The sequence below is a fragment of the Shewanella carassii genome (assembly GCF_002777975.1).
Lineage (GTDB): Bacteria > Pseudomonadota > Gammaproteobacteria > Enterobacterales > Shewanellaceae > Shewanella > Shewanella carassii.
In genome coordinates, this window is sequence record NZ_NGVS01000014.1 from 287,444 (window position 1) to 310,288 (window position 22,845).

The 22,845-nt window shown below is 56.6% G+C and carries 23 protein-coding genes; 1 reads left to right on the top strand and 22 read right to left on the bottom strand.

The genetic code is table 11. The annotated features are described in order from the left end of the window. Window positions 1–4: 4 nt before the first annotated feature. The 20 genes from CBE72_RS09940 to CBE72_RS10035 all read right to left on the bottom strand — a co-directional run bounded on the left by CBE72_RS09940 (window position 5) and on the right by CBE72_RS10035 (window position 18,702). On the bottom strand, window positions 5–688 hold the full coding sequence (locus tag CBE72_RS09940; RefSeq protein WP_100143389.1) for a DUF3261 domain-containing protein: 684 nt from the start codon (window positions 686–688) through the stop codon (window positions 5–7). Continuing rightward, window positions 685–1,941 (bottom strand): NAD(P)/FAD-dependent oxidoreductase, encoded by a 1,257-nt coding sequence (locus CBE72_RS09945; RefSeq protein WP_100143390.1) that lies wholly within the window; start codon window positions 1,939–1,941, stop codon window positions 685–687. The genes CBE72_RS09940 and CBE72_RS09945 overlap by 4 nt, the downstream gene beginning before the upstream one ends. Beyond that, window positions 1,938–4,295 (bottom strand): MMPL family transporter, encoded by a 2,358-nt coding sequence (locus CBE72_RS09950; protein WP_100143391.1) that lies wholly within the window; start codon window positions 4,293–4,295, stop codon window positions 1,938–1,940. Before CBE72_RS09950 ends, CBE72_RS09945 begins: the two co-directional genes overlap by 4 nt. Beyond that, complete coding sequence (locus tag CBE72_RS09955; RefSeq protein WP_100143392.1) at window positions 4,295–5,146, bottom strand: LolA family protein; 852 nt, start codon at window positions 5,144–5,146, stop codon at window positions 4,295–4,297. Before CBE72_RS09955 ends, CBE72_RS09950 begins: the two co-directional genes overlap by 1 nt. Next, on the bottom strand, window positions 5,143–5,580 hold the full coding sequence (locus CBE72_RS09960; RefSeq protein WP_100143393.1) for an acyl-CoA thioesterase: 438 nt from the start codon (window positions 5,578–5,580) through the stop codon (window positions 5,143–5,145). The genes CBE72_RS09955 and CBE72_RS09960 overlap by 4 nt, the downstream gene beginning before the upstream one ends. After that, window positions 5,577–7,130 carry an HAL/PAL/TAL family ammonia-lyase gene (locus CBE72_RS09965; protein WP_100143394.1) on the bottom strand — a complete coding sequence of 518 codons (1,554 nt, stop codon included), beginning with the start codon at window positions 7,128–7,130 and terminating at the stop codon, window positions 5,577–5,579. Before CBE72_RS09965 ends, CBE72_RS09960 begins: the two co-directional genes overlap by 4 nt. Next, window positions 7,127–8,839 carry a glycosyltransferase family 2 protein gene (locus tag CBE72_RS09970; RefSeq protein ID WP_100143395.1) on the bottom strand — a complete coding sequence of 571 codons (1,713 nt, stop codon included), beginning with the start codon at window positions 8,837–8,839 and terminating at the stop codon, window positions 7,127–7,129. Before CBE72_RS09970 ends, CBE72_RS09965 begins: the two co-directional genes overlap by 4 nt. Next, entirely contained in the window at window positions 8,836–9,198 is a 363-nt protein-coding gene (locus CBE72_RS09975; RefSeq protein ID WP_100143396.1) for an ApeI family dehydratase, read from the bottom strand. Before CBE72_RS09975 ends, CBE72_RS09970 begins: the two co-directional genes overlap by 4 nt. Beyond that, window positions 9,191–10,561 carry an AMP-binding protein gene (locus CBE72_RS09980; RefSeq protein WP_100143397.1) on the bottom strand — a complete coding sequence of 457 codons (1,371 nt, stop codon included), beginning with the start codon at window positions 10,559–10,561 and terminating at the stop codon, window positions 9,191–9,193. Before CBE72_RS09980 ends, CBE72_RS09975 begins: the two co-directional genes overlap by 8 nt. Before the next feature lie 10 nt (window positions 10,562–10,571). Further along, window positions 10,572–11,120, bottom strand: a complete 549-nt coding sequence (locus CBE72_RS09985; protein ID WP_100143398.1) for a COG4648 family protein — start codon at window positions 11,118–11,120, stop codon at window positions 10,572–10,574. Then, window positions 11,120–11,368, bottom strand: coding sequence for an acyl carrier protein (locus CBE72_RS09990; protein ID WP_100143399.1), 249 nt, complete (start codon window positions 11,366–11,368; stop codon window positions 11,120–11,122). The genes CBE72_RS09985 and CBE72_RS09990 overlap by 1 nt, the downstream gene beginning before the upstream one ends. A 9-nt stretch (window positions 11,369–11,377) precedes the next feature. After that, the gene (locus CBE72_RS09995; protein WP_025010130.1) at window positions 11,378–11,632 is read right to left on the bottom strand and encodes a phosphopantetheine-binding protein; all 255 of its coding nucleotides are present in this window, start codon (window positions 11,630–11,632) and stop codon (window positions 11,378–11,380) included. Next, entirely contained in the window at window positions 11,619–12,416 is a 798-nt protein-coding gene (locus CBE72_RS10000; protein WP_100143400.1) for a lysophospholipid acyltransferase family protein, read from the bottom strand. The genes CBE72_RS09995 and CBE72_RS10000 overlap by 14 nt, the downstream gene beginning before the upstream one ends. After that, window positions 12,413–13,141, bottom strand: a complete 729-nt coding sequence (locus CBE72_RS10005) for a beta-ketoacyl synthase chain length factor (protein WP_100143401.1) — start codon at window positions 13,139–13,141, stop codon at window positions 12,413–12,415. Before CBE72_RS10005 ends, CBE72_RS10000 begins: the two co-directional genes overlap by 4 nt. Window positions 13,142–13,384: 243 nt before the next feature. After that, the gene (locus CBE72_RS10010) at window positions 13,385–14,251 is read right to left on the bottom strand and encodes a DUF3014 domain-containing protein (RefSeq protein ID WP_100143402.1); all 867 of its coding nucleotides are present in this window, start codon (window positions 14,249–14,251) and stop codon (window positions 13,385–13,387) included. Window positions 14,252–14,521: 270 nt separating this feature from the next. Next, window positions 14,522–16,597, bottom strand: coding sequence for an ATP-dependent DNA helicase RecG (recG, locus tag CBE72_RS10015; RefSeq protein ID WP_100143403.1), 2,076 nt, complete (start codon window positions 16,595–16,597; stop codon window positions 14,522–14,524). Window positions 16,598–16,758: 161 nt separating this feature from the next. Beyond that, window positions 16,759–17,001, bottom strand: coding sequence for a YrhK family protein (locus tag CBE72_RS10020; RefSeq protein ID WP_100143404.1), 243 nt, complete (start codon window positions 16,999–17,001; stop codon window positions 16,759–16,761). Between the two features lie 167 nt (window positions 17,002–17,168). Then, window positions 17,169–17,774 (bottom strand): hypothetical protein, encoded by a 606-nt coding sequence (locus CBE72_RS10025; protein ID WP_100143405.1) that lies wholly within the window; start codon window positions 17,772–17,774, stop codon window positions 17,169–17,171. A gap of 45 nt (window positions 17,775–17,819) precedes the next feature. Continuing rightward, window positions 17,820–18,188 (bottom strand): nuclear transport factor 2 family protein, encoded by a 369-nt coding sequence (locus CBE72_RS10030; RefSeq protein ID WP_100143406.1) that lies wholly within the window; start codon window positions 18,186–18,188, stop codon window positions 17,820–17,822. Between the two features lie 46 nt (window positions 18,189–18,234). After that, on the bottom strand, window positions 18,235–18,702 hold the full coding sequence (locus tag CBE72_RS10035) for a hypothetical protein (RefSeq protein WP_100143407.1): 468 nt from the start codon (window positions 18,700–18,702) through the stop codon (window positions 18,235–18,237). A gap of 574 nt (window positions 18,703–19,276) precedes the next feature. On the opposite strand from CBE72_RS10035, the gene CBE72_RS10040 reads away from it, so the two are divergent. After that, the gene (locus CBE72_RS10040; RefSeq protein ID WP_100143408.1) at window positions 19,277–19,798 is read left to right on the top strand and encodes a DUF3332 domain-containing protein; all 522 of its coding nucleotides are present in this window, start codon (window positions 19,277–19,279) and stop codon (window positions 19,796–19,798) included. Window positions 19,799–19,948: 150 nt separating this feature from the next. On the opposite strand, the gene CBE72_RS10045 is transcribed toward CBE72_RS10040, so the two are convergent. After that, entirely contained in the window at window positions 19,949–20,878 is a 930-nt protein-coding gene (locus CBE72_RS10045) for a calcium/sodium antiporter (protein ID WP_100143409.1), read from the bottom strand. A 168-nt stretch (window positions 20,879–21,046) separates the two neighbouring features. Further along, window positions 21,047–22,702: an AMP-binding protein gene (locus CBE72_RS10050; protein WP_100143410.1), complete on the bottom strand. Its 1,656-nt coding sequence runs from the start codon at window positions 22,700–22,702 to the stop codon at window positions 21,047–21,049. Window positions 22,703–22,845: the final 143 nt, after the last annotated feature.

A 22,845-nucleotide genomic window follows, 5' to 3' on the forward strand; every position in this document is an offset into this window, starting at 1 on the left:
TCCATTACAGGGGCTTAATGTTCATTTTTAAATCGGCCTGCGGCATGTTCAAGGCCACTTTTGCATGCCAGATGTCGGGGCTGGAGTAACTTATCCGCATCAGCTCGCGATTGTCATTGCTCAGCAATACCCGGCACAGGACGGCGGCGCAATCTTCCAGTTTCACCCTGGCGCCATCCAGATAGGCGTTCAGCTTTTCCTCCGGCCAATAGATGAGTTGCAGCAAGGCCAGCAGATATTCTGCTTTAAACTCATTGCCGAGCAGCACACTCTGCTCGCTGGTCAGTGTATGTCCATCGTAGATCAAGGTAAACAGTGCTTGGCCAAGAGGTGCCAGCCCCACCACAGTCATCTGCTGCGGCTGCAGTTCCAATTGGCTGATAAGCTCATGGCTCTGCTCCCCTCGTTGCAGCCGCACCTGCTGGCTGAGACTGAGCGTTTGCTCCAAAGGTTGAGCTTGAACCGAGTCACTGCCCTGGGGCTCATCTGGCTGCTTTGAGCCTTTGGCAGCCTTGGTATCAGAGGTTTGTCCCTTGGGCGCGGCTTGGTTCAGCGGCAGCGGTGCCAGACAATAACTGACATCCTTTGCCAGGGCAACGCAGGTTTGGCGATACAATAGCTGGCTGCAGCCACTCAGGCCAACCAGCACAGTGGCAAGCAGCAGCAAGCGGGTGACAGCGGTTGTCATAAGGCTTCCTCGACAGCGTCGCGGCAGAGGTTCACCACCAGATCCAATCTGCGCCGGGATTCACTGACAAAGGGGTTGTTGCTGTCCCAGGCGTAGCCCGCCAGGATAGAGCAGATCATCTGTTTTATTTTCGGATTGGCGTCTTCAAAGAAGATCACCTCCTGGAATCTGCCGTCATACCAGGCTTCCACATAGGTGCGGAAGGTGTTGACCCCCAGCATCAAGGGCTCGGCATAATCCTGCTGCCAGTCTACCGTTTCCCCCTTGAGCTGGCGTACCAGACAGTCGCAGGCCAGACTGGCCGAGTGCATGGCTATGGTCACCCCGGAGGAGAATACCGGGTCGAGAAACTCACCGGCATTGCCCAGCAGGGCAAACTTGTCGCTGGCCAGGGTGCTGACATTGGCCGAATAGCCCTTTAAGGTGGCGCAGTCGCGGATCACTCTGGCGTCCTTAAGCAGCGCCTCCAGCCCTGGCTCTTCATTGACTATGGTGCGCAGTTGCTGCTCTAGGCTGCCTTCGAGTCTTGCCAGCAGATGCGGTTCGGCCACCACCCCCAGCGAACAGGTGCCGTTACTGAAGGGGATCAACCAATACCAGATATCCTTGTTGCGCGGATGCACGCTGATAAGGATCTTGTTACGGTCAAACTCCGGGTCGCTGATATTGTCCTCAATATGGGTAAAGATGGCTGAGCGGGCCGGCAGGCTGGAGGGGCATTCCAGCTGCAGCAATCTTGGCAACACCCGGCCAAAGCCGCTGGCATCCAGCAGATATTTGGCCAGCACTGAATAGACTCGTCCATCCTCGTCTGCCACTGTCAGCCGTGGCTCTGCGCTGAGATCCACCGCGGTGACTGTCTGGCCATAACGTATCTCTACCCCTTGGGTACTGGCGGTGTCGGCCAGCAGCTTGTCGAACTGGCCTCGGGGAACCTGAAAGGTGGTGCCGGGGCCCGGGGTAAACTTGTCACTGAAATCAAAGGTGGTGTAGCGGCCGTTGCGCCGAAAGGCGGCGCCGTTTTTAAACTGAAACCCTGCCTCGGCCACGGCTTCTGTCATCCCAGCCTGCTCCAGCACTGTCATGCAGCAGGGCAACAGGCTCTCTCCGATGGAAAAGCGTGGAAATTGGGCCCGCTCCAGCACCAGGGCATCTACTCCTTGTTGTTTCAGCAGGCTGGCCGCGACCGAGCCGGATGGCCCGGCACCGATAATTACTACATCGACTTGTTCCACGGCATTGGCAGTGTTCACTTTGCATTCCTTGTAAGAGTTGAGGTTAGGGGAGCGAGTAACAGGGTAAAACCTATGCCCAGCGCCAGGGTTATACCAAAGGCGGCAATGGCATAGGTGTCACTCAAAGCCAGCAGGCCAAAGGCCAGCAGGGTGGAGGCGGCAGACATCAGCACCGCCAACATCACGCCTCTGGGATGCTGTTTGGCTTCGGCAAAAAACAGGCTGTAGTCCACGCCTATACCGAACACCAACACCAGTGCCAGGGCATGAAACAGGGTCAAGCCGCTGCCGAGCCAGCCAAGGGCACCCAGAGTCAGAATCGCTGCTAGAGTCGGCACCAGCGCCACCCAAAGGCCGCGGCGCAAACCAAAGCGCCAGCTGAAAATCACCGCCGCCAACATCAGTGCCAGCGCCAGCATCAGCAGGGTCAACTGACGGTATTTGGCCATCAGCGCCGAGATATCGGCGACCTTGTCGACCAACTGCACGCCCGGGTTGCTGCTTGCCAACTGCTTGAGGGCGTCGAGATCGTGGATGCCACCGAGCAGCACTATGGCGGCGTGAGCCGATATTCCGTCAGTGGGGGCGAGGTAGAGGTCACTCAGCCCTGAGGATTTTGCCCCTTCACTGGCGAGCCAGTCTGTGGCCGAGAGCGGCTGGAATTTGGCCCATTGCCTCGAGAGCGGCCCGGCAAGCTCGGCATTCAGCCCCAGGGTGTCCAAAACCGTATCAGTATGGCGATAGATGAGCCCCTGCAACTGATGATCTTGCTGCTGGCGTTTGATGCTTGGCAAATAGCGGGCGATATTCACGCTGTTGCCGAGTTTGCCTTCAGCAATCAAACGCTCGAGCCCGGGCGCCAGCTGTTCGAGACGCTGCAGCATCTCTTCGGCGCTGTCACCCCGGACCAGCAGGAACTGATTGTCCGTGCCGCCACTCAGCAGTTGCCTGAGGGCATTTTCCGGCTCGCTGACCGCTGGTGGGCTGCTCTGCAGCGCCCGGATATCATCGTTGGCCTTGAGATAAATGCCGCCAAACAGCAGCAGTAACCCCAGTGGCACCAGGATTAACAGACTGCTGCGCCGACCGAGAGCTTGCCAGAGATTCAGCAAGCGGCCAGCCAGCGCCAGGCGGCTGTCTCCGGCAAGCAAAGGGCTGGCGGCTATGGCCGGGTACGCCAGCAGCAGTGTCAGCCAGGTGAAAATCAGCCCGCTGGCACAGAACACGGCCACCTGTTGCATGCCGGGAAAAGGCGCCAGGCCTATGCCCAGGTAAGCGCCGACACTGGTGATCAAGGCCAGGGTCACGGCCGGGAATATCAGGCCAATCACCTGTCTGGGAGAAGCCTTGGGATGTTGCAAGCGCTCGCAGTAGAAGTGAAAACTGTAGTCGATGGCGATTCCGATAAGGCTGGTGCCGAACACTAGGGTCAGCAGATGCAGTTCGCCAAACAGTGTCAGGGTCGTGACTGTCGCCGCCAGAAATCCACTGCCCAGAGTGAGCAGTGCCACCGTCAGCGGCATCAAGGAGCGAAACGCCAGCAGCACCAGCAGGATCACTCCAAGCAGGGACACTAATCCGATACGGTTGATCTCGCTCTTGGCCGATTCTGTGGCGACGGCGGCATGAAACAGGGCGCCGGCCTTAAGCACTCGAATCTCTTGCGGCAGAGGTGCCAAGGCCTGCTCCAGCGCTTTGAGCTGGGTTGCCTGTTGCTGCGGGTTAAAGGCGCTGCCTATGCCCTCGGCCATCACTATGGCTGCATACTGGCCTTGCGGCGTTGGCGCCAACAGTATGCCATCTGCCTGGGTGAGACTGCGGCCCTCGGCCAGCGACTTGAGCCAGTCGGGGAACAGCAACAGCGGATCTTCGGCAATCAGGTCGCTGCCGGCGGCGCCAAAGGCGCTGTAGAGCTGTTGCTGCGCGTTTTGAGTCAGCGGGGTTAATTCACCGCTAGCGAGTTGCTGCCTCTGGCTGTCACTGAGCAGCCCCATGCGATAGGGGAAATAGAAACGCCCCAGGGCGCTGAAGCTGTCGGCCTCGGCGCTGCGCACTCTCTTAAAGGCGTTTTGCTCCTTTTTCAGCGCACTCAGTAGCTGTTTGCCGGCGTTGATCGCCTGAGGCTTATCCTTGGCAATCAGGCCGATATACAGTTGATTGCCGAGCTTCTGCTCCATGCGTTTCAGCGCCGCTTCGGCGAGCGGATCTTCCTGCACCTTGGGCAGCATGGCGAGAATGTCGCTCTGAATACGGCCGCCCTGTTGCCACTGCCAGACGCCAAGCAGAATAAGCAGCGTCAGCAGTCCCAGCCACAACAGCAGGCCAACCGGCGCAGAGAGCCTGGGACGAGAGCGCTCAGGGCGAGGCGACATCAGGGAGCCACCTCGGGAAAGAAGCGAGCGCGCTCGCTGTCATTGAGTGGAGATTTATCCAGTTCAGAGAAGAATATCTGGCTGATATCGCCGTTTTTGGCCAGCAGGGTCAGAGATTCGAGATCCTGATTGCCTTCGAGCACCATTTGCGGCAGCAGAGCCGCCATTGTCTGCTCCTTGGCTTTGAGTCCCAGTTGCCAATGACCCGCTTGGTCATTGAGCAGATAGAGTTCAAACCCCTGGCTCAATGCCTGAATATCACCGGAGAGCAGGGATTGCATCATGCGCGGCAGCATTTCAGCCACGGCCGCCGGGCCGGCATCGGCTTTGGTGACACTGAGTTTGCCCTGGCTGTCCTGCTGGATAAGCTCGCCCTGTTTCAGCAGCAAGAGGTTGCCAAAGGGAGTCTGCTGTTGCCAGAGCATGCCCAGTTCTCGCTGAAACAGAAATTCGCCGCTGCTGCGAAGTGGTTGTTTCAGCACCCTGAGCCAGCGCACCTGCTTAAACTTGCCTCGGCTGCTGTCGCTGAGGGCCATCTTAGTGCTTAACTGTTGCAGAGCCTGCTCTGTGGCCGCCTTGGCAAAGAGTTTGTCGAATGCTTGCGCCTCCGGCCTGACTCTTCCCTTGGCTTCGGCGGCCAACACTGCCACCGGCTCTGTCTGAGTGTTATCAGCCGCCACTTTTGCTAATGCCATATTGGCCGGCGCCACTTCTCCCAATACCATAGTGGCTGGCGCTACTTTCCCTAAAGCCATGTTGCTGCAAGCGGCGCCAAACCAAACCAGTCCCAGCAGCCCAAGCAGTAAGGCGGGCTGCCGAGTGAGCCGAAAGCCGCAGGCTGAGGGGTTCATGACTTGGCCTCTGCGGCCGCGATAAAGGGCGTCAGGCGCTCGCGGAACACCGGCGGGGTCACCAAGCACAGTTCCTGAGTCTGCATATCCACTGCGGCCTGTATGGTGTAGCCCTTGGTGAGGCGCTCACCGCTGGCGGCGTCGCAAATCTGGTAGTTGATCTTCAGCCGATTTTCCCACTCAACCAGGGCGGCACTCACCCGGATCTTCTGCTCGAAACGGCTGGGTTTGACGTATTTCAGCTGCAGATCCACTATCGGCCAGGCGTAACCCGACTCCTGCATCCGCCGGTAACCGTAGTCGAACCTGTCCAGCAGCTTGCAGCGGGCTATTTCAAAATAACGCAGATAGTTGCCGTGCCAGGTAATGCCCATGGAATCGACATCGTGGAAGGGGATCTCCAGCTCTATTTCAGTGCTGAGGATGGCTTTCATCGGCACACCTCCCACTCCCCGGCTTGGATCTTGGCCAGGGTTTGCCGCAACAAGGCTTCCAGCGGTCTGTCTTCAATCAAGAGTTCAAAGTCGGCTTCCAGCTGCGCCAGGGTGGTAGCTACTGACTCGGTCAGCGACTCACGTTCCAGTTCACCGGCGAGCAGGCGCAGGCGGATCCCCTGACTCATGGCCAGCAGTGCGGCGGCGGCCACCTGCTCGGTCAGTTCCAGCACCCGCAGGGCGTCACGGGCGGCAATGGTGCCCATGCTGACCTTGTCCTGGTTGTGGCACTCGGTAGAGCGAGAGAACACGCTGGCGGGCATAGTGTGTTTCAGCGCCTCGGCGGTCCAGGCCGAGCAACCTATCTGTACTGCCTTGAAACCGTGGTTGATGGGGCTGCGCTCGCCTTGGCTGGCCGACAGATTGGCCGGCAAGCCGTTGTTGAATTTGGGATCCATCACCAGAGCCATCTGCCTGTCCAGCAGATCCGCCAAATTGGCCACCGCATTCTTGAGGCTGTCCATGGCAAAGGCGATATGGCCGCCATAGAAGTGGCCGCCGTGGAGAATATGTTCCCCCTCGCCGTCGACTATCGGGTTGTCGTTGGCACTGTTGAGTTCGGTCTCGATAAACTGGCGCATAAAGGGCAGGGCATCGGCCAAGACCCCGATAATGTGCGGCGCGCAGCGAATCGAATATCTGTCCTGCAGTCGGTCAGAGTTGCGTGGGTGCTCGTGGTGGTTGAGGTCTTCACGGATCCAGGCCGCGACCTGGTTCTGCCCCGGGTGCGGCTTGGCGGCAAACAGTATCTCGTCGAAATGGTTGGAGTTGCCCTTGAGTGTCAGTGAGGCCATGGCGGTAATGCGGGCGCACAGGCGGCCCAGGTACTCGGCCCTGTCATAGGCCAGACAAGCCAGCGCCGTCATCACGGCGGTGCCGTTCATCAGTGCCAGGCCCTCTTTGGGCCTGAGCTTGAGGGCGCTGATCCCAAGTTCAGCATAGACCTCGCTGGTGGCGCGGCGCTGTCCTTGATAGAAGACCTCCCGCTCGCCAACCAGTACGGCGGCCAGATAAGACAGTGGCGTGAGATCGCCGCTGGCACCCACAGAGCCTTCCTCCGGGATCACCGGCACTATGTTGAGGTTCAGCAGCAGGGCTATGCGCTCCAGCAGCTCATAGCTGACACCGGACTTACCCACGGCCAGTGAGTTGAGGCGACAGGCCATCACGGCTCTGGCCTGGGGGATCTCCAGCACCTTGCCCATGCCGCAGCCGTGAAAACGCGACAGATGCAGCGGCAGTTCGTGTACCAGATCCGGGCCGACATTGACGGTACAGGAATCGCCGTAGCCTGTGGTGACCCCATAGACCACGCCTTCTTCATGAAGCAGGCTGTCGATAAAGCGGGCGCCGCGCTGGATATAGTCACGGTACTCTGCACTGGCGTTGAGGGTCACCGGCGCTCCTTTGGCGATGGCGACCACCTGTTCCAGTGTCAGTGATGTTTGGCCGAAGCCGACCGTCTTGGCGGCCAGATCTGTTGCGCTCATGAATTGTCCTTGGGGCGGTCAGCAACTTGGTCCTGCCGCCAAAAATCGAAAAAGTTAAACCACTGCAGTGGTGCCTTGCGGGCAAAATGTTCCAGTCGCTGGGCATAGAGGCCTGCTGCCTGTTGCAGCCGCTGCTGCCGCTCAGATCTCGGGCCTTTGAGGCTCTGCTCGAAGGGCTCTAACCAGACCTTATAGCCCTGCTGCTCCCGCAGGCAAAACATGGTGTAGATGGGGCAGTCCAGCAGACCGGCCAGAATAAAGGGGCCCTGGGGGAAGGGCGCCATCTCGCCGAGGAACGGCACTTTCACCGTGCGACCCGGGCTATGGCTGGAGGTGCGATCGGCGGCTATCACCACCAATTCACCGGCCTCGACCTTGCTTTGCAGCAACATGGAGGTGGCCGGGTTGAGTTCGGTGACCTGAAGTAAGTTGAGTTCACTGTCCGGGTTCAGCTGCTTGAGCACCCGGTTGAAGTTTTCGGCATTGCGGGTCATCACCATCACATTGACCTTCACCTTGCGCTGGTGAATGGAGATGGCGCGGCACAGCTCGATATTGCCAAGGTGAGACACCAGTAACACGGCTCCCTGGCCACTTTGTAACTGCTCGGCCAACTGCTGACGGTCGCTGAACTCCACCTGTTGCAAACGAATGCGATCGCACCAGGCATCGATGCGATCCAGTGCGGCATTGCCGAAGGCGAAGAAGTGGCGCAGGCTGTCGCGCCAACTCACCGGCTGACCGAGACTCGGGTGCTGTGGCTCCAGTGCCTGAACCCGCTTTAAAAACGCTTGTGATGCCTCGCGGGCCTGTCGCCCCGTGATAAAGAAATAACAGATCACCGGGTACATGATCGCCCGCGCCAGCCAGTGGCCGCCGAAACGATAGCTCTCGGCCAGCAGCTTGATACCCCAGTAGCTGCCCCGCTCCTTGATGTTGGACCAATGAGCGCCTTGGGGGTTGTCTTGTGCCGCTTGGGTTGGCCCCAGTTTCTGCCCCTTGAGCTTGCGCCACAGCATGGAGAAAAACAGCCTGGTGTGCAGCTTGCTGATCCGCACATTGTCGGCCAGCCCCTGAAAATGGCTGCTGCCGTCTTCCGGGTAGATCACCTTGGTGGGAATATGCTCTATGGCAACACCGCGCCAGTAGAGACGCACCATGACTTCGATATCAAAGTCCATCCGCTCGCCGAGGGCTTCGCTGCTAAGCAGGGCCTCGGTGGCCGCCAGTGGATAGATTCGAAAGCCGCACATGGAATCGCGGATATCCAGGCTTAGGGTCTCGACCCAGACCCAAAAATGGGTCAGGTAACGGCCGTAGAGCCGACCCTTGGGCACGGAATCATCATATTGCGGCAGGCCGGAGATCAGCGCCTTGGGGTTGAGCTGTGCTTTGGCTATCAGCGCCGGAATATCTTCCAGATTATGTTGGCCGTCGGCGTCCACCTGTAGGCCGTGGGAAAAACCCGCGGCCCAAGCGGCGCGCAGGCCTGTCATCACGGCGGCGCCCTTGCCGCGGTTGTAAGGGTGATGCAGCAGGCTGACCCAGTCGCTGTGTTGTTCGGCCAACTGTTGCAACAGATAGCGGGTCTCATCGTCGCTGCCGTCGTTGATCAAAAAGCAGGGCAGCCCCAGTGGTTTGAGGGCTTCCAGCGTCGCAGCGATATGGCCCCTGTGGTTGTAATTGGGGATGATCAGCGCCAGCTTCATTGCCTGGCCTCTGTCTTGAAGGCGATACGACCCGAGCCGAACTTCTGTTCACCGTTGCTGTAGCTGAAGCTCAGTTTACCCTTGGCGGGGTTATTGCTGATGCTGAGGGTGACTTGCATATTCGGCAACAGCAGTTGCTGAAACTTGAGCACCTCGAGTACCGCGACTTCGGCATCATAGCCGAATGCCTGGCTGCCGAGACGCACGGCCCAGTCCAGTTGAGTCACGCCGGGCAATACCGGCTGGCCGGGAAAGTGGCCGACAAACATAGGCAGCTCGGCCGGAATGCTCAGGCGCCAACTGGCTTCATTGTCCTGATGCCGGTGTTGAACAATGGGCGGAAGAACAGACTTAATCATGATCAAACAGCTCAAGAATATCGTTTTTGAGCAACTTGCCCTGGGCATTGAGTGGCAGCTGCTGTGGATAGCGCCAGCGCCTTGGCAGAGTCACACGTTCAAATTGGCTCAGCAGATGGGCCTTGAGGGCGTTGTTGATGCTGAGTTTGCCCTCGGCTTCCAGCTGTGCCTTGCCAGCGGCGGAAAGCTCTACCGCCGCGCCCAGTTGCACTCTGGGGTTTTCCAGCAGCACCAGATGCGATTGGGTCACCCAGGGATGGGCGTTGAGCAAGGTTTCCATCTGCACCAGAGACAGGCGCTTTTCCTCTATCTTGACGATGCGGTCCAAGCGGCCTTCGAGGCAGAACTGGCCTTCGCCCAGCAGCCGAACCTTGTCTTCACAGCGGTATTGGTCGTCATCTTCGAGATAGGGCGAGCGCAGCAGCAAAGCGCCGTCGCTGTCATTGCTCAGCTCCATGGGGGCAAAGGCCTGCCAGGGCGTGTCGCTGCTCTGTTGGCGCCGATAACCTATGCCGCCGGTTTCCGTGCTGCCGTAGACCTCGATTGGCAGGCTACCGTAGCAGCGCTTGACCCCTTGGGCGGCTTCCAGGCTCAGAGGCCCGCCGGAGCTGAAGATCAGGCTGGGAGTGTGCAGCTGGCGTTCATGCTCCAGCGCATCCGGCAGCCTCGACAGCTGCGCCGGGCTGCTGATCAGGCACAGGTTGGGAAACAGGGCGGTGTAATAACTCAGGGTTTCCGGGTATTCCACCAGATCGCTGAGGAAGGGGCGACTGGCCGCCAGTGGCCAGAGAATCTTAAACAGCAAGCCATAGATATGCTGGTGGCTGACGGTGGCAATCACACTGCACTGTGGCAGGTGAGCGGCGAAGGTCTGCTCCAGCACACTGACTTCGGCATCCAGTTGCTGCAGACGCTTGCGAACCGCCTTGGGTTGGCCGCTGGAGCCTGAGGTGAACAGCAGCAGTTCGCCGAACTTATCCCCCTCGGCCATCTGCGGCCAGGGCGAGTGGGGCAGTGACAGCTCTTTTTTCAGCTCGAGCCAGATCTTGCCCTCACACAGGGGGCGGTCTGACACTATGGCATCAAACTCCTGGGTCAGTTCGCTCAGAGTCCCCGGCTGAGTGTTGGCCGGCAGTATGATCTGCTTGCCCGACAACAGGGCTGCACAGAGGCCAACGGCGAACAGATCGCTGCTGTCGCAGGCCAGTAACCAACGCTTTTCCGACCGGGCTTGCAGACGCTGATGCAGATGATAGACCTGGGTGGCGAACAGTGAACCCGTGACTATGTCATGGTGGTTAAAACTGATCAGTTGTTGCCCTGCTGGGCCTTGGGTAAGCCAGGTTTTCAATAACTCTGTCATAACTGTCCCTTTATGATCGCTTCAGACAAAAGTGGCGATAGAGCCATTCTCCGCCACCGAGCAGCCCCATTAGCAGATAGGCTATCAGGCCGTTGTACAGGGTCCAGATCTCCAGGCTGGTAAACAGCGCCGTATAAGCCGCCATGCCGCCGTTGAAGACAAACAGACCACACCAGAGTTGTGTGACCCTTACCAGGTAGGGCCTGGCTTCCTCGGGCAGATCCGGCTCGGCCAATCTGGCCAGACGTTCCACCATGCTGGGACCTTTAAGCAGCGAAGAGGCAAACAGCACCAGCATGCAGGCATTGACCAGCACAGGGTAGTACAGCAGCCAGTCCTGACGCTTGGCGAGCAGGCTGCCGAGCGCCAGCAGTAACCCCAGAACGACCGGAGCGGCCAGCGCCTTGAGCTTTTGCTTCCCCAGCAGCAACCTGGCACCGAGCAAGGCCGCCAGCAAGAGTGCCAAGCCATTGCCCGGCAGATAGTTCAGCCCCAGATATACCGCCAGGGGATATCCCAGCAGCAACAGGGCCGTGACTGTCTGAGCCAGGGCGCGCATCAGCCTTTAACCAGTCCCTCAATGGCGTTAACCACGTCGTTGACCGTCCGTACCGACTTGAATTCATCCGGCTGGATCTTTTTACCGGTCAGCTGTTGCAGTTTGATCACCAGATCCACCGCATCTATGCTGTCCAGATCCAACTCTTCATAGAGGGAAGCCTCAGGGGTTATTGCCTCGGCATCCACTTCAAACTCATCGACCAGGATCTTGCTCAGCATTTCCAATATCTGTTCACGGCTTTGCATGAGCACCTCCTACGCGCGCTGGGATTCGATAAACGCGGCAAGGCTGGCCACACTGTAAAAGTGAGCCTTGGTTGCCTCTGAGTTGGCTTCGATCTTGACGTCGAACTGCTTCTTGATCGCCAAGCCCAGCTCAAGTGCATCGATGGAATCCAGTCCCAACCCCTCACCGAACAGCGGTGCTTCGGTATCTATATCGTCGATACTGATATCCTCAAGATCGAGGCAATCTATGATTAGCTGTTTAATTTCGTTATGTAAGCTCATAATTTATATCTAATTGTTGTTTGTAATAGGTTTCTAGGTCTCTGGTGAGTTGGCGTGCCATCCGGGCATCGCCACCGCTTTCGGCATCATACCTCAGATGCGCTATGCTTGCCCCGGTTTCCACTTGCATCTGTATGGTGCGTCGCGGGATTTCGTACCAAGGATCCTGTTTGGTGAGCCCGGGATGAACCACCCTGAGTACCACTGGCAGAATATCGGCCCCGGCGCGCAGGGCGATATTGGCCGAACCGCGGGCAAAAGGGTTGATCGCCGCACCTTTTACCGTGCGGGTGCCCTCGGGAAAGATGATCAGATTGGTGCCTCTGGCCAACACTTCACGGCAGTCCTGTAGCAGCAGCTCGGCGCCGCGGTTGGGAATATAGCCCGCGGCGGAGACGACTCCGCGCAGAAAGGGGTTGCGCCAAAGTCCCTGTTTTACTATGCAGCCGGCGTTGGGCATCAGGCTGATTAACACTACAACATCTATGAGGGTGGGGTGATTGGCAATCACCACCATACCTTTGGCCTGCTGTAATTGCTGCAGATTGACTGTGCTGACCCTGACTACGCCAGCCCAGGTCAGCATATGCACAAAGCCACGGAACATGTAGTGCACCGCTTTTTGTACTCTTTGAATGCGCACATCGCGCTCGCCGGGCCAGAATCTCAGCACAGGTAAAATGGTCAAGGAGCTCAGCAAGCCGCCGAGGCCGAAGGCGATATAACAGCTGATACCCGCCAGCCAACGGGGAAAATAGCCGATGCCGGTCGCCGGGGCTGTCATAGCGGCTCCCGGGAAGGTTCCAGCTGCCAATACCACTGGGCCAGTTGTCCCTGAATTGCCGTGCCGCTTGCCAGTGCCTGCAGTAGGGCACCGAAGCTCAGCGGCTGCCCGGCGCCGGTTTGCTGGCTCAGGGTGACTCGGGCTATGCCGGTAACATCGGCCGGAGCCAATAATAGCGATAAGGCCAGCGGCAGTTCCATCTCTTGGGTAAATTCATCATAGACGGGCGGCACAGGATCATCGCCAAACACCAATAGCAGAGGGCTGGGGTCTTCGGCCAGTTGGGCCCAGGCTTCCAACATGGCCTGGGACAGAGTATCTGTGCCTGCCGCCACTGAAGTAGAGGCGGCGGTGTTGCCTGTGACTATGCCAAACAGACCGCTGGCGGTGTTGTGAACCGATTGGCTGAAACCCATGGGGGAGAGTGGCTGCCTGACGATAATATCCTGCAGTAATTCTATGGTGCGATTGAGTTCGCCATGGCGCGAGGCAAATACGCTGCGGCATTGGCTGGGAGCTTCGGCCTGGAAAGCGGCTTCCAGCATCATCTTGCTCAGGCGGCTGAAACGGCGCCGCTGCATGGCGGCAACCTGAGGTAACTTGGGGGCGAGGCGATCGCTGTCATCAAGGGCGCAGTTGCTGCTCTGCCACTGTTGCCAATCTTGCTGCTGTTGATACTCCGGAGACCAGGCTCCCCAGGAGAGAATACTGAACGCTAGTTGCACTGCTTTGCCTCTGCCACAGATCTTTATTGCTTTCCCTTACGGGGCGTGAGGGAGTGAATCTGTTGGGTCGGAATGCGACCGCCGTACCGATTGCCATTCCCTCTGAAACACCGGTACAAAGGGCTTCATTCTACACCGAAAGTGCGGTTTTTAAGAAGGGGTTTAGGTTACAGCTAAAGATCAGTTACAACTTTTTACTAACAAGCAAATCACCCGGCGGCTGCCGGGTGATTCAGATACTGCTTAATTGTTCAATTGGCTTTGCAGTCGCCGCAGTGCCGTTTTGATTTTGCGAGTGTTGTCGGGTCCCATGCGCACCAACATCTTTTGCGCGTTGGGCAGGGCTTCCAGTTTGGGATCGACAAACTTGTAGTTCACGCTGATGGAGTAGAGTTCGATGGGATCTTCTATCACAGGAGTAGCCAACAGCACCTTGATAGCCTGTTGTAATCTTTGATCAAATTGGAGGTTGGGATAACCCAGCTCATCGAAGGCCTGCTCCAGCAGTGGCGACAATTGACGATAGGTATTGAGTAACTGCTCATCACTCAGGCCGGTGAGGAGATCGCCATACAAGTCGTATCTGTGGTAACTGTCCGGATCCAGGTAGGTCTTGTTGGCAATTTCAGATACGGTGAAGGTGTCGCTCGGGCCTTTGAGTGGGCTGGTTTTACGAGCCAGTTCACCTTGGGCCAGATTATCGACAAACACCACAAACTGACGCACCAGATCATGCTCAACCAGCAGTGGCTCTATTTTCATGCCATCGGCCATGGCTACGGTCTTTTCATGAACATATTCATCACTTTCAGCCAGTGATGGCAGAGGTTGTTCCGGCTCGGCTTCGGGCTGAACCACCTCAGGTTCTGGCTCGGGTACGGTTTCAGGTTCTGGCACCTGGACTTGGGTTGGCAGCGGTTCGCTGGGAGCGGGTTCAGGAAGTTCAACCTGGGTGGGCTCTGCTGCTTGTTGCGGCTCTTGCTCGCCGCTGAAATAGTAGTAGGCTCCTCCTGCAATCAGCAATACCGATACCAAAAGGATGATAGCAATACCACTGTTGCCAGAGGATTTTTCCTGAGGCACGATTCTATCTTCTTGATTGACTTGCATTGGATTTCCTTTCGTTGATATCTGTGAGGCAGCGCCTCTTTCATTCTGCAAATATTGGCCATCTTGTCCAGCGTTCGACCATTCAGCAGGAAGATTTATTTGTGAAATAGTGCCAGTAGAGCAGATCCTGTGGTGGCCGACTTGAACCCCGGCTGAACTCTCGGCAGTTTCATGGCGCCTTTAGCGCATTAGAAAAGGCGAATCTGTCCTTGTGGCATGCTCTTTTGTAGAGAGTGGCTTACACAGCAATTGGCATTCAAGGCACCTTCCTCAGGCCTGAACATACTGCTGCCGGTCGCCCAGCCAGCGCTGAATGATGGCATCGACATTCTCCGGTGCCTGGCTCATTACATGACGGGCCAGTTTCTGGATGTGGGGAATAAGCGCCTGATCCCTGACCAGATCGGCCACCTTCATATCGGCTATACCTGTTTGGCGGGTGCCCAGCACTTCACCGGGGCCGCGGATTTCCAGATCTTTCTGGGCAATCACAAAGCCGTCGTTGCTCTGGCGCAATACTCCAAGCCGTTTGGTGGCCGTGTGTGACAACGGCGCCTTGTACAGCAGGACGCAGTGGCTGGCCACGGCGCCACGACCGACCCGGCCGCGCAACTGGTGCAACTGCGCCAGCCCCAGCCGCTCCGGGTTCTCGATGATCATCAGACTGGCGTTGGGCACATCGACCCCCACTTCAATGACAGTGGTGGCCACCAACAACTTGAGTTCGCCGCGTTTGAAGCTGTCCATAACTTGTTGTTTTTCTGCGCTCTTCATACGGCCATGTACCAGGCCTATGCTCAGCTCCGGCAGGGCGGCACGCAGTTCTTCGCAGGTGTCTTCGGCCGCCTGGCATTCGAGCACTTCGGATTCTTCGATAAGGGTGCAGACCCAGTAGGCCTGGCGACCGTCATTGAGCGCCGCCTGACGTACCCTGTCGATCACCTCCTGACGCCGACTGTCACTGATGGCCACTGTAGTAACCGGAGTGCGTCCAGGCGGCAACTCGTCAATGATGGAGGTGTCCAGGTCCGCATAGGCGGTCATCGCCAGGGTGCGGGGAATAGGGGTCGCCGTCATGATCAGCTGGTGGGGATGAAAACCCTGGCTGATGCCTTTCTCTCTCAGCCCCAGGCGCTGATGTACGCCGAATCTGTGTTGCTCATCTATGATGATCAACGCCAGCTTGTGAAACTGTACCTGCTCTTGAAAGATGGCGTGGGTGCCTATCACCATGTGGGCACTGCCGGAGGCGATATCCTCCAGCGACTGGGCCCTGGCCTTACCCTTGAGCTTACCCGCCAGCCAACCGACCTTGAGCCCCAATGGCTCCAGCCATTGGCTGAAATTAATCGCATGTTGCTCGGCCAACAGCTCAGTGGGCGCCATCATGGCCACCTGATAACCGTTTTCTATCGCCTGCAGCGCCGCCATGGCCGCCACCAAGGTCTTGCCCGAGCCGACATCGCCCTGAACCAGGCGCATCATGGGTTGCGGCTTTTCAATATCGCGGCCGATATCTGCCACCACTCGCTGCTGCGCTCCCGTAGGTTTAAAGGGCAAGGCGGCGAGGAAAGGATTGAGCAAAGCGCCGGTGGCGGGCAAAGGCACGGCTTTGTCATGATTGCTGCGCTCTCTGAGCTTGAGCATAGACAGGTTATGCGCCAGCAGCTCTTCCTGCACCAGGCGTTGCTGCGCCGGGTGTTGCCCCTGTTCCAAGCGATAGATATCGACATCTGCCGGGGGCCTATGCAGGGTGCGCACCGCCTGGGCCAGGCTTTGCTGATTGGGGCGCAGCGCCTCGGGCAGCAACTCTTGCAGTCCGTCCTCCTGCAGCAGGCTTAGAGCCTGCTCGGTCAATTTCATCCAGCTGGCCTGTTTGAGTCCTTCAGTGGTGGGGTAGATGGGCGTCAGGGTTTCGCTGAGGCTAGGTGGTTCGTCGCCCTTGAGTATCTTGTAATCCGGATGAATGATCTCGGCCTGATGATTACCTCGGCGCACTTCGCCGTAGGCTCTAATGGTCAGCCCTTGTTGCATGGCATTGCGCTGGGCGGCAGAGAAATTGAAGAACCTCAGGGTCATGGTGCCGCTGTCATCACGGACATTGCAGATCAACATGCGCTTGCGGCCATTTATGATCTGGCTGGATTGAATTTCGGCTTCTATGGTGCCGTAGCTGCCGGGTGTGAGGCTGGCTATGGGATAGATGCGGGTTCTGTCTTCGTAGCGCAGCGGCAGGTGGAACAGCAGATCCTGTACCGTGTTGATTCCGAGCTTGTGCAGTTTCTCAGCCATTTTAGCGGCTACGCCCTTGAGCTCGGTGATAGCAATAAGATCCAGTCTCTGCAAACCTTTAGCACCGGATTACTGTGAATTTATACATATACTATCAGAGAAATAGCCCTTGGCAATGCGTTGCTTTTATCGGCTGGATAAAGTGTGGCGTAATGGTGGCAGGGCTTCTGCTGGGATGTGATGAAGGTACGGCAAAAGCCCTGGGGCGGATTATTCTACCGTCGCCGCCAGTTTAACAGGGTGACCAAGGGCTTTATCAGTAGCTGAACACTACCGATGACAAACATCCAGGCGCCGATAAGAGTGTGAACATCGGTGAGAAAAAAGAAGCTGCCCAGTAGAAAACAGAGCGCGACTATCAGGTCGCTGAGGGTATTGAACAAGGCGTGTTTGGGAAGAGGGGTGGCGGGGGCTTTGATATCTTGCTCGGCAAAATATCGCTGCTTACTGTCGATCATGGTTCCTTCTTGGTAGTTATGATTTGCCGCGATACCTTAACGCTGCCACCTTCAGGGTGCAAATCTAATTCTCTGTTTTAATAAAATAAATATATCAACATAATCATTGGATTAAGTTAACAGCTGGCCCCTTTGGTTCGGCAGGTTTGGCTAAAGCGTAGCGTAACTTAACGGCCCAGGCCTGAACCTTGGGTAACAGTTATTTCACCGTTAAAGCCTATCAGTTCGGCGAGGGTTTGTGCGTAGGCTCTGGCCTTGTCTGTGGCCTGTTTTTGAGGTTTGAACAGGCCAAAACCGAGTCGCTCACGCTCAGCAAAACAGAGTACCACGCTGACACTTATGAGCTCTTCGTCAGTCAGGTGTTCAAGCATGTGACTTCTGGATCTTTCGTTATAGGTATTGCGTTGCAGCTCTATGCGGCAGAGTTGACTGAGAGGCTTGCTTTTTCCGCCCCGGAAGAAGCAACCCTGTTGCAGATCCAAAGTTACGGGTTTGAGCAAGCGGTAGAGGTTCAGGCCCATGATGATGCCGCTTAGCCCCAACACTATGGCTATGATGGCAGCCGTAAACCAAGTGTCCTGTCTGGCGGGGTCCAACACCAGTACTCCCAGCATTCCGGCAAGCATCAATAGTAGTCCCCAAAGTGCGTATTTCAGTTGCGTTTGCCTGCTGCGCCAGACGAGTTTCAACTTGCCCGGCTCGGCTTTGAGCTCTGTCATCAGCATATGCTGCTGATATTGGCAGAGCCTGGCCTGCTGTGGTTTTTGGGTCATAAAATGGTCACCATGAAATCAGTCGTTTGTCGTAAAACCCAGTGCTCAAACCAGCAGGCTCGAGTGAGCGGCTATCAGTTGCCAGCCGCTTGTCCTGTGCAGCCAAACCCGGGTAAAGCGAAAACGACCGTTGGCCGGTGCTTTGGCATAGCTGCCCTGAATATTCACCTCCGCCGATACTATCGCAGTCCCCTGATGCAGTCGTATCTCTTCGGCCAGAGTGTCTATCCGAGTGATATTGAGCAGGCCTGAGCTGTGGGCATGCAGATCCTCTGCTTTGCCGAGCACTTGTCCCAGGTGATTGGTGAATATCAGTTGAGGCGACAACAGTCTATCCAGCAAATTGATATCCGAATTCAACATGGCACTACGCAGTTGGCTTTCCAGTTGCTGAATCTCTGTGATGTGATTCATGGTTATTCCCAAGGTCTGATGACTGGCGGCAAAGACGCAAGAAGGTTTAAAAAATACTGACTTTGGCACACTTGCCACAGTACCAGGAGTTCTGCCATTGATTCAGCGCCGCCTGGTATTGCTGCATCGACTTTCGCCCTCCCAAGTAATTTTTCCACAGCCAATCGGCGCTCAGGATCAGAGTAAAACAGGAGACAAAAAAGCACAGCACTCCCACCCAAAAACTGCTCCAGTTGCTGCCAGCCTGAAACCCCAGGTAGCCACCCAAGAATAGTCCGGGGAAAGCCGCCAGAAATAGTACCAAGGGCTGAGGGTCAGATGGCGGCGAACAGCGCTTGGCCAGTTCGGTTTGCAGTTGGGCGCTACCCTTGAGTTTTTGTTTTCCATGCACAGAAAAGGGTTGGTTGTTCCACACGGGTTTGGCCGAGGCGCTGACTGAAACTTCTGTGGTGCCCTCGGCATGAATGGCTTTGAAGTGTCTGATATTGTCTGAGCCGCAATGTCTGCAACGCATTGATTGTTCTCCTTAACTTAGACTAACCGGATCCCTGATTCTTCTCGTCCAAACAACTGCCTTAGGGTAAGAGGCCTGAGCTGAACGCCGAGTCATGGTAAAGCTTTTAGCCTCAGGGTTGAACCCCGATATGCTGCGCTTGCGGTATATTCAAGTGAACCCGCATTTATGGATATATAACAGTGAAATTTATCGGGCGTGTGCCCCTTAAAAAACCAAGTCATTTTAGGACGGGGCAGCGCTTTACTCCCGATATTCGCAGAAGGGAACCGGGTTTTGCCTGTTTTGGCAACCGTGATTGATAGCCGGTCTTGGTATCCTAAACCCCTGCGACTGAGGCTCTGGGGCTCAGGATACAGGTCACTGCACAAGGTAAGGGAGTTGTGTTTGTTTGAGCGCCTTTATAACCAGTGCCTTACTGATTTTCCCATAGAGAAAAACATCCAACAGCCGAGTAACTTACTCGCCAAAAAACTAACCTCAAGTTGTGAGCCCCTGCATAGTTAAATTGATTAACCTGAGTAAAATCCGCGCGCCAATAACATACGCGTAAACACTATTTGGGGAGATATCGATGAAGTTGAGTAAAGTCGGCCTGGGAGCCACACTGTTGATCTGCTCGCAACTGGCGGGTTGTATGGGGCAGATGGGCCTTTCAGGCATGCTGACTAAAGGTAATTTGAGTGCGGTGGACAACCGTTACGGCCGCGCCGGTTTGTACGTGTTGTTGGCGCCCGTCTATGGTATTACCGCCACCGCCGATCTGTTTATTTTCAATAGCATTGAATTCTGGACCGGCAAGAATCCCATTACCGGCAAGTCACCGGCCTTGGTGGATATGCCGGCCGATGCCGTGTTCAAGATCAATCATAAGCTGGATAAGGATCTGACCACTGCCCCGGTAAAACTGAGCCGTGCCAGCATGTCAGCCATAGATGACAATACCCTGGCGATGACGCTGAGCTATGAAGATGGCACCGAGCAGGTAATGCTGGGGCGCAAGCAGGGAGAAATGGTGGACTTCTACTTGGATCAGCAATTCATTGCCAGTGTGAGCATCGCCGAGATGGAAAGTTATGTAGCGGCTCGCTCTTGAGCGCTTTAGGGCTGTTTTGACCCTTAACTTGATGATATCCCGGGTTTTGACTATCCATTCTTGACGTCAAAACCCGGGATTTTTTTATGCTACAGTGGCTTGGCAATAAAGTTCTTCAGCATCATTCCCTTGCCAGTCCTGTACTTAGATTCAGGCGCTGGCGTGGGTGACCAGGTAGGCCATATAGCCGCAGTAACCCAACAGCAATACGGCACCGGCGCGGCGGCCGATACGCAATCCTCTCCAGGCAAAAGGCAATACCAACAAGGCCAAAGCCAACATCACGCTGAAATCCAAAGTACTGAAGCCGGCAGAGCTGATAGGGTGCACTAGGGCTGTGACCCCGAGGATCCCCAGCAAGTTGAACAGGTTGGAGCCAACCACATTACCTATGGCGATATCGCTCTGGCCCTTGAGTGCGGCCAGAATCGAGGTCACCAATTCCGGCATGCTGGTGCCTATGGCGATGATCGTCAGGCCGATGACTACTTCGCTGATGCCGAAGGTACGGGCCAACTCGACCGCGCCATCGACAAACAGTATGCCACCGCCCACCAACATGCCGATACCGGCGATGATAAACAGCAGCGACAGCAGAGGGTTCTTGGGGCCTTCAATAGGTTCATCTGTCTCTTCGCCCTTGCTGCTGAAATAGCTGAGCAACAGATAGCCTACCAGTAAGCTGGTCAGCACGGCGCCGTCAATCAGGCTCAGTTCACCGTCGAGTACCAGCAGCCACATCAGAATAGAGGCACCAATCATCAGTGGAATGTCGCGTCTGACCATCTGTGTCTGCACCCCGATCGGACGGATCAGTGCGGTCAGCGCCAGGATCAGACCGATATTGGCGATATTGGAGCCCACCACGTTACCCAGGGCAATGCCCGGGCTACCGGCCAGTGCTGACTTAACGCTCACTGCCAGTTCGGGAGCACTGGTACCGAAGGCGACGATCGTCAGGCCGATCACCAGCGGGGTGATCCCCAGGCGCAGGGCGATGACGCTGGCGCCGCGAACCAAGGCTTCGGCTCCGAGAGTCAAAATTAAGAAGCCGCCGAGAATAGAGAGTGCAATCAACATTGAAAACCGCTTTTCCTGTCAATAAGGTGCCATACAGAACGGCACCGATGAATGTATTTGGGCTGCCAGCATAAGGTTTTTCCCCTCGAAGGCAACCCCTTTTTGACAGAATATGTCATAAAAATCCCGGCCGGAGCCGGGATGATCAGATAAACCAGGATGAGGGCTTTAGATTTCGTCTTCCCAGACGACCTTGGCGCCGCGGATGCCTTCCATCCGGCTGGCGTATCTGCTCTCCAACACATGGCGCTTGATTTTCAGCGTTGGAGTCAGCACATCGTTTTCTATGGTCCAGGGCTCCCTGACCACCAAAACAGCTTCCACGGTTTCATGGGATTCCAGGTTGGGGTTGACCGCATCCACAGTGGCCTTGAGCGAGGCGCGTACCTCTTCTCTGGCTTGCAGCGCCGCGCCTTCAGAGAGTTGCACCAAAGCCACAGGGTGGGGCAGTCCCAGGCCGATGACACAGATAAGCTCCACATGGGGATCCTGCGCCAGCTTACGTTCAATCGGCACTGGCGCCACATACTTGCCCTTGGCGGTCTTGAAGTTATCCTTGACCCGGCCTGTGATGCTGACGCAGCCGTCGGCATCTATGGCGCAGAGGTCGCCGGTGAGGAAAAAGCCCTCTTCATCGAAGGCGGCGGCTGTGGCTTCCGGCGCCTTGTAGTATTCACGCATCAATCCCGGGCTCTTCACCAGCAGTTCGCCATTGGCCGCCTGCTTGACTTCGCAGCCGATCACCGGCTTGCCGACAGTGCCTATCTTACTGGCATCGAAGGGGAAGTTGATGATTGAGTAGGCGCAGTTTTCCGTCATGCCCCAGGCTTCGCAGATATCCAACCCTATGTTGTGATACCACTCCACCAGTGACGGAGGTATGGGCGCCGAACCTGAACCGAGCAAACGACACTTATCCAGCCCCAGGCCCTTATGGATCTTGCGTTTGACCAGATGGCTGATGAGGGGGATCTTCAGTAGCAGATTGAGCCTGGCGTAGCCGACCTTATCGATAATGTTCTTCTGGAACAGGGTCCACAGCCTAGGTACCGAGAAAAACACGGTTGGCCGCATTCGCTGTACATCGGCAACAAAACTGTCGAGGCTTTCGACAAAGGCAACGCAAGAGCCGGAATAGAAGGAGGAACCCTCTATCGCCACCCGCTCTGTGATATGGGCCAGCGGCAGGTAGGACAGCAGTCTGTCTTTACCATCTGTCTTGAGATCGCGCACCACGGCATTACAGGTCCAGCCATAACTGCCGAAGGTTTGGATGGCGCCCTTGGGCTTGCCGGTGGAACCTGAGGTGTAGATCAGCGTCATCACCTGCTCGGCCTCGGGATAAGGGGCATCCACCAGAGGTGTACCGAGATTCAACAGTTGCTGCCATTGATATTGAGCCGGCATGGTGTCATAAGGCATCGCCAGGCGCAGAATATCACCGCCGACACCGGCTTCCTGATCGGCCCAGTGATCCAGTTTACCCAGCATGATGGCCTTACAGCCACTGTGTTCCAGCACGTAGCGTATGGTATCGGCATTGGCCGTGGGGTAGATGGGCACACTGATATAGCCGCCATGCATCAGCGCTAGATCGGTAATGAACCACTCGGCGCAGTTTTTCGACAGCACGGCTATCTTGTCGCCGGGTTGCAGCCCCAAGTGACGCAGGCCGCCGCAGAGTTGTTGCACCTTGGCCTGTACCTGACGCCAGGTCAGATCCTGATATTGGCCGTTGATTGGCTGCCTGAGATAGATCTCATCGCCTTGAGTCTCTACCCAGTGGTCGAGCATTTCCACCGGGCTCTTGAATGATGCTTCCATGGGGTGTCCCCTTTACTGTTCTTGTTATCTGCGTAGCTGCAGCTTCCCCCACGGCAGCTGCAACGATCTGATTATCTGTTAGTTTCGCTATGCAGTGGCCAAACCAGTATGGCGACAATTGTGATCTGGTGCAATATTTAATC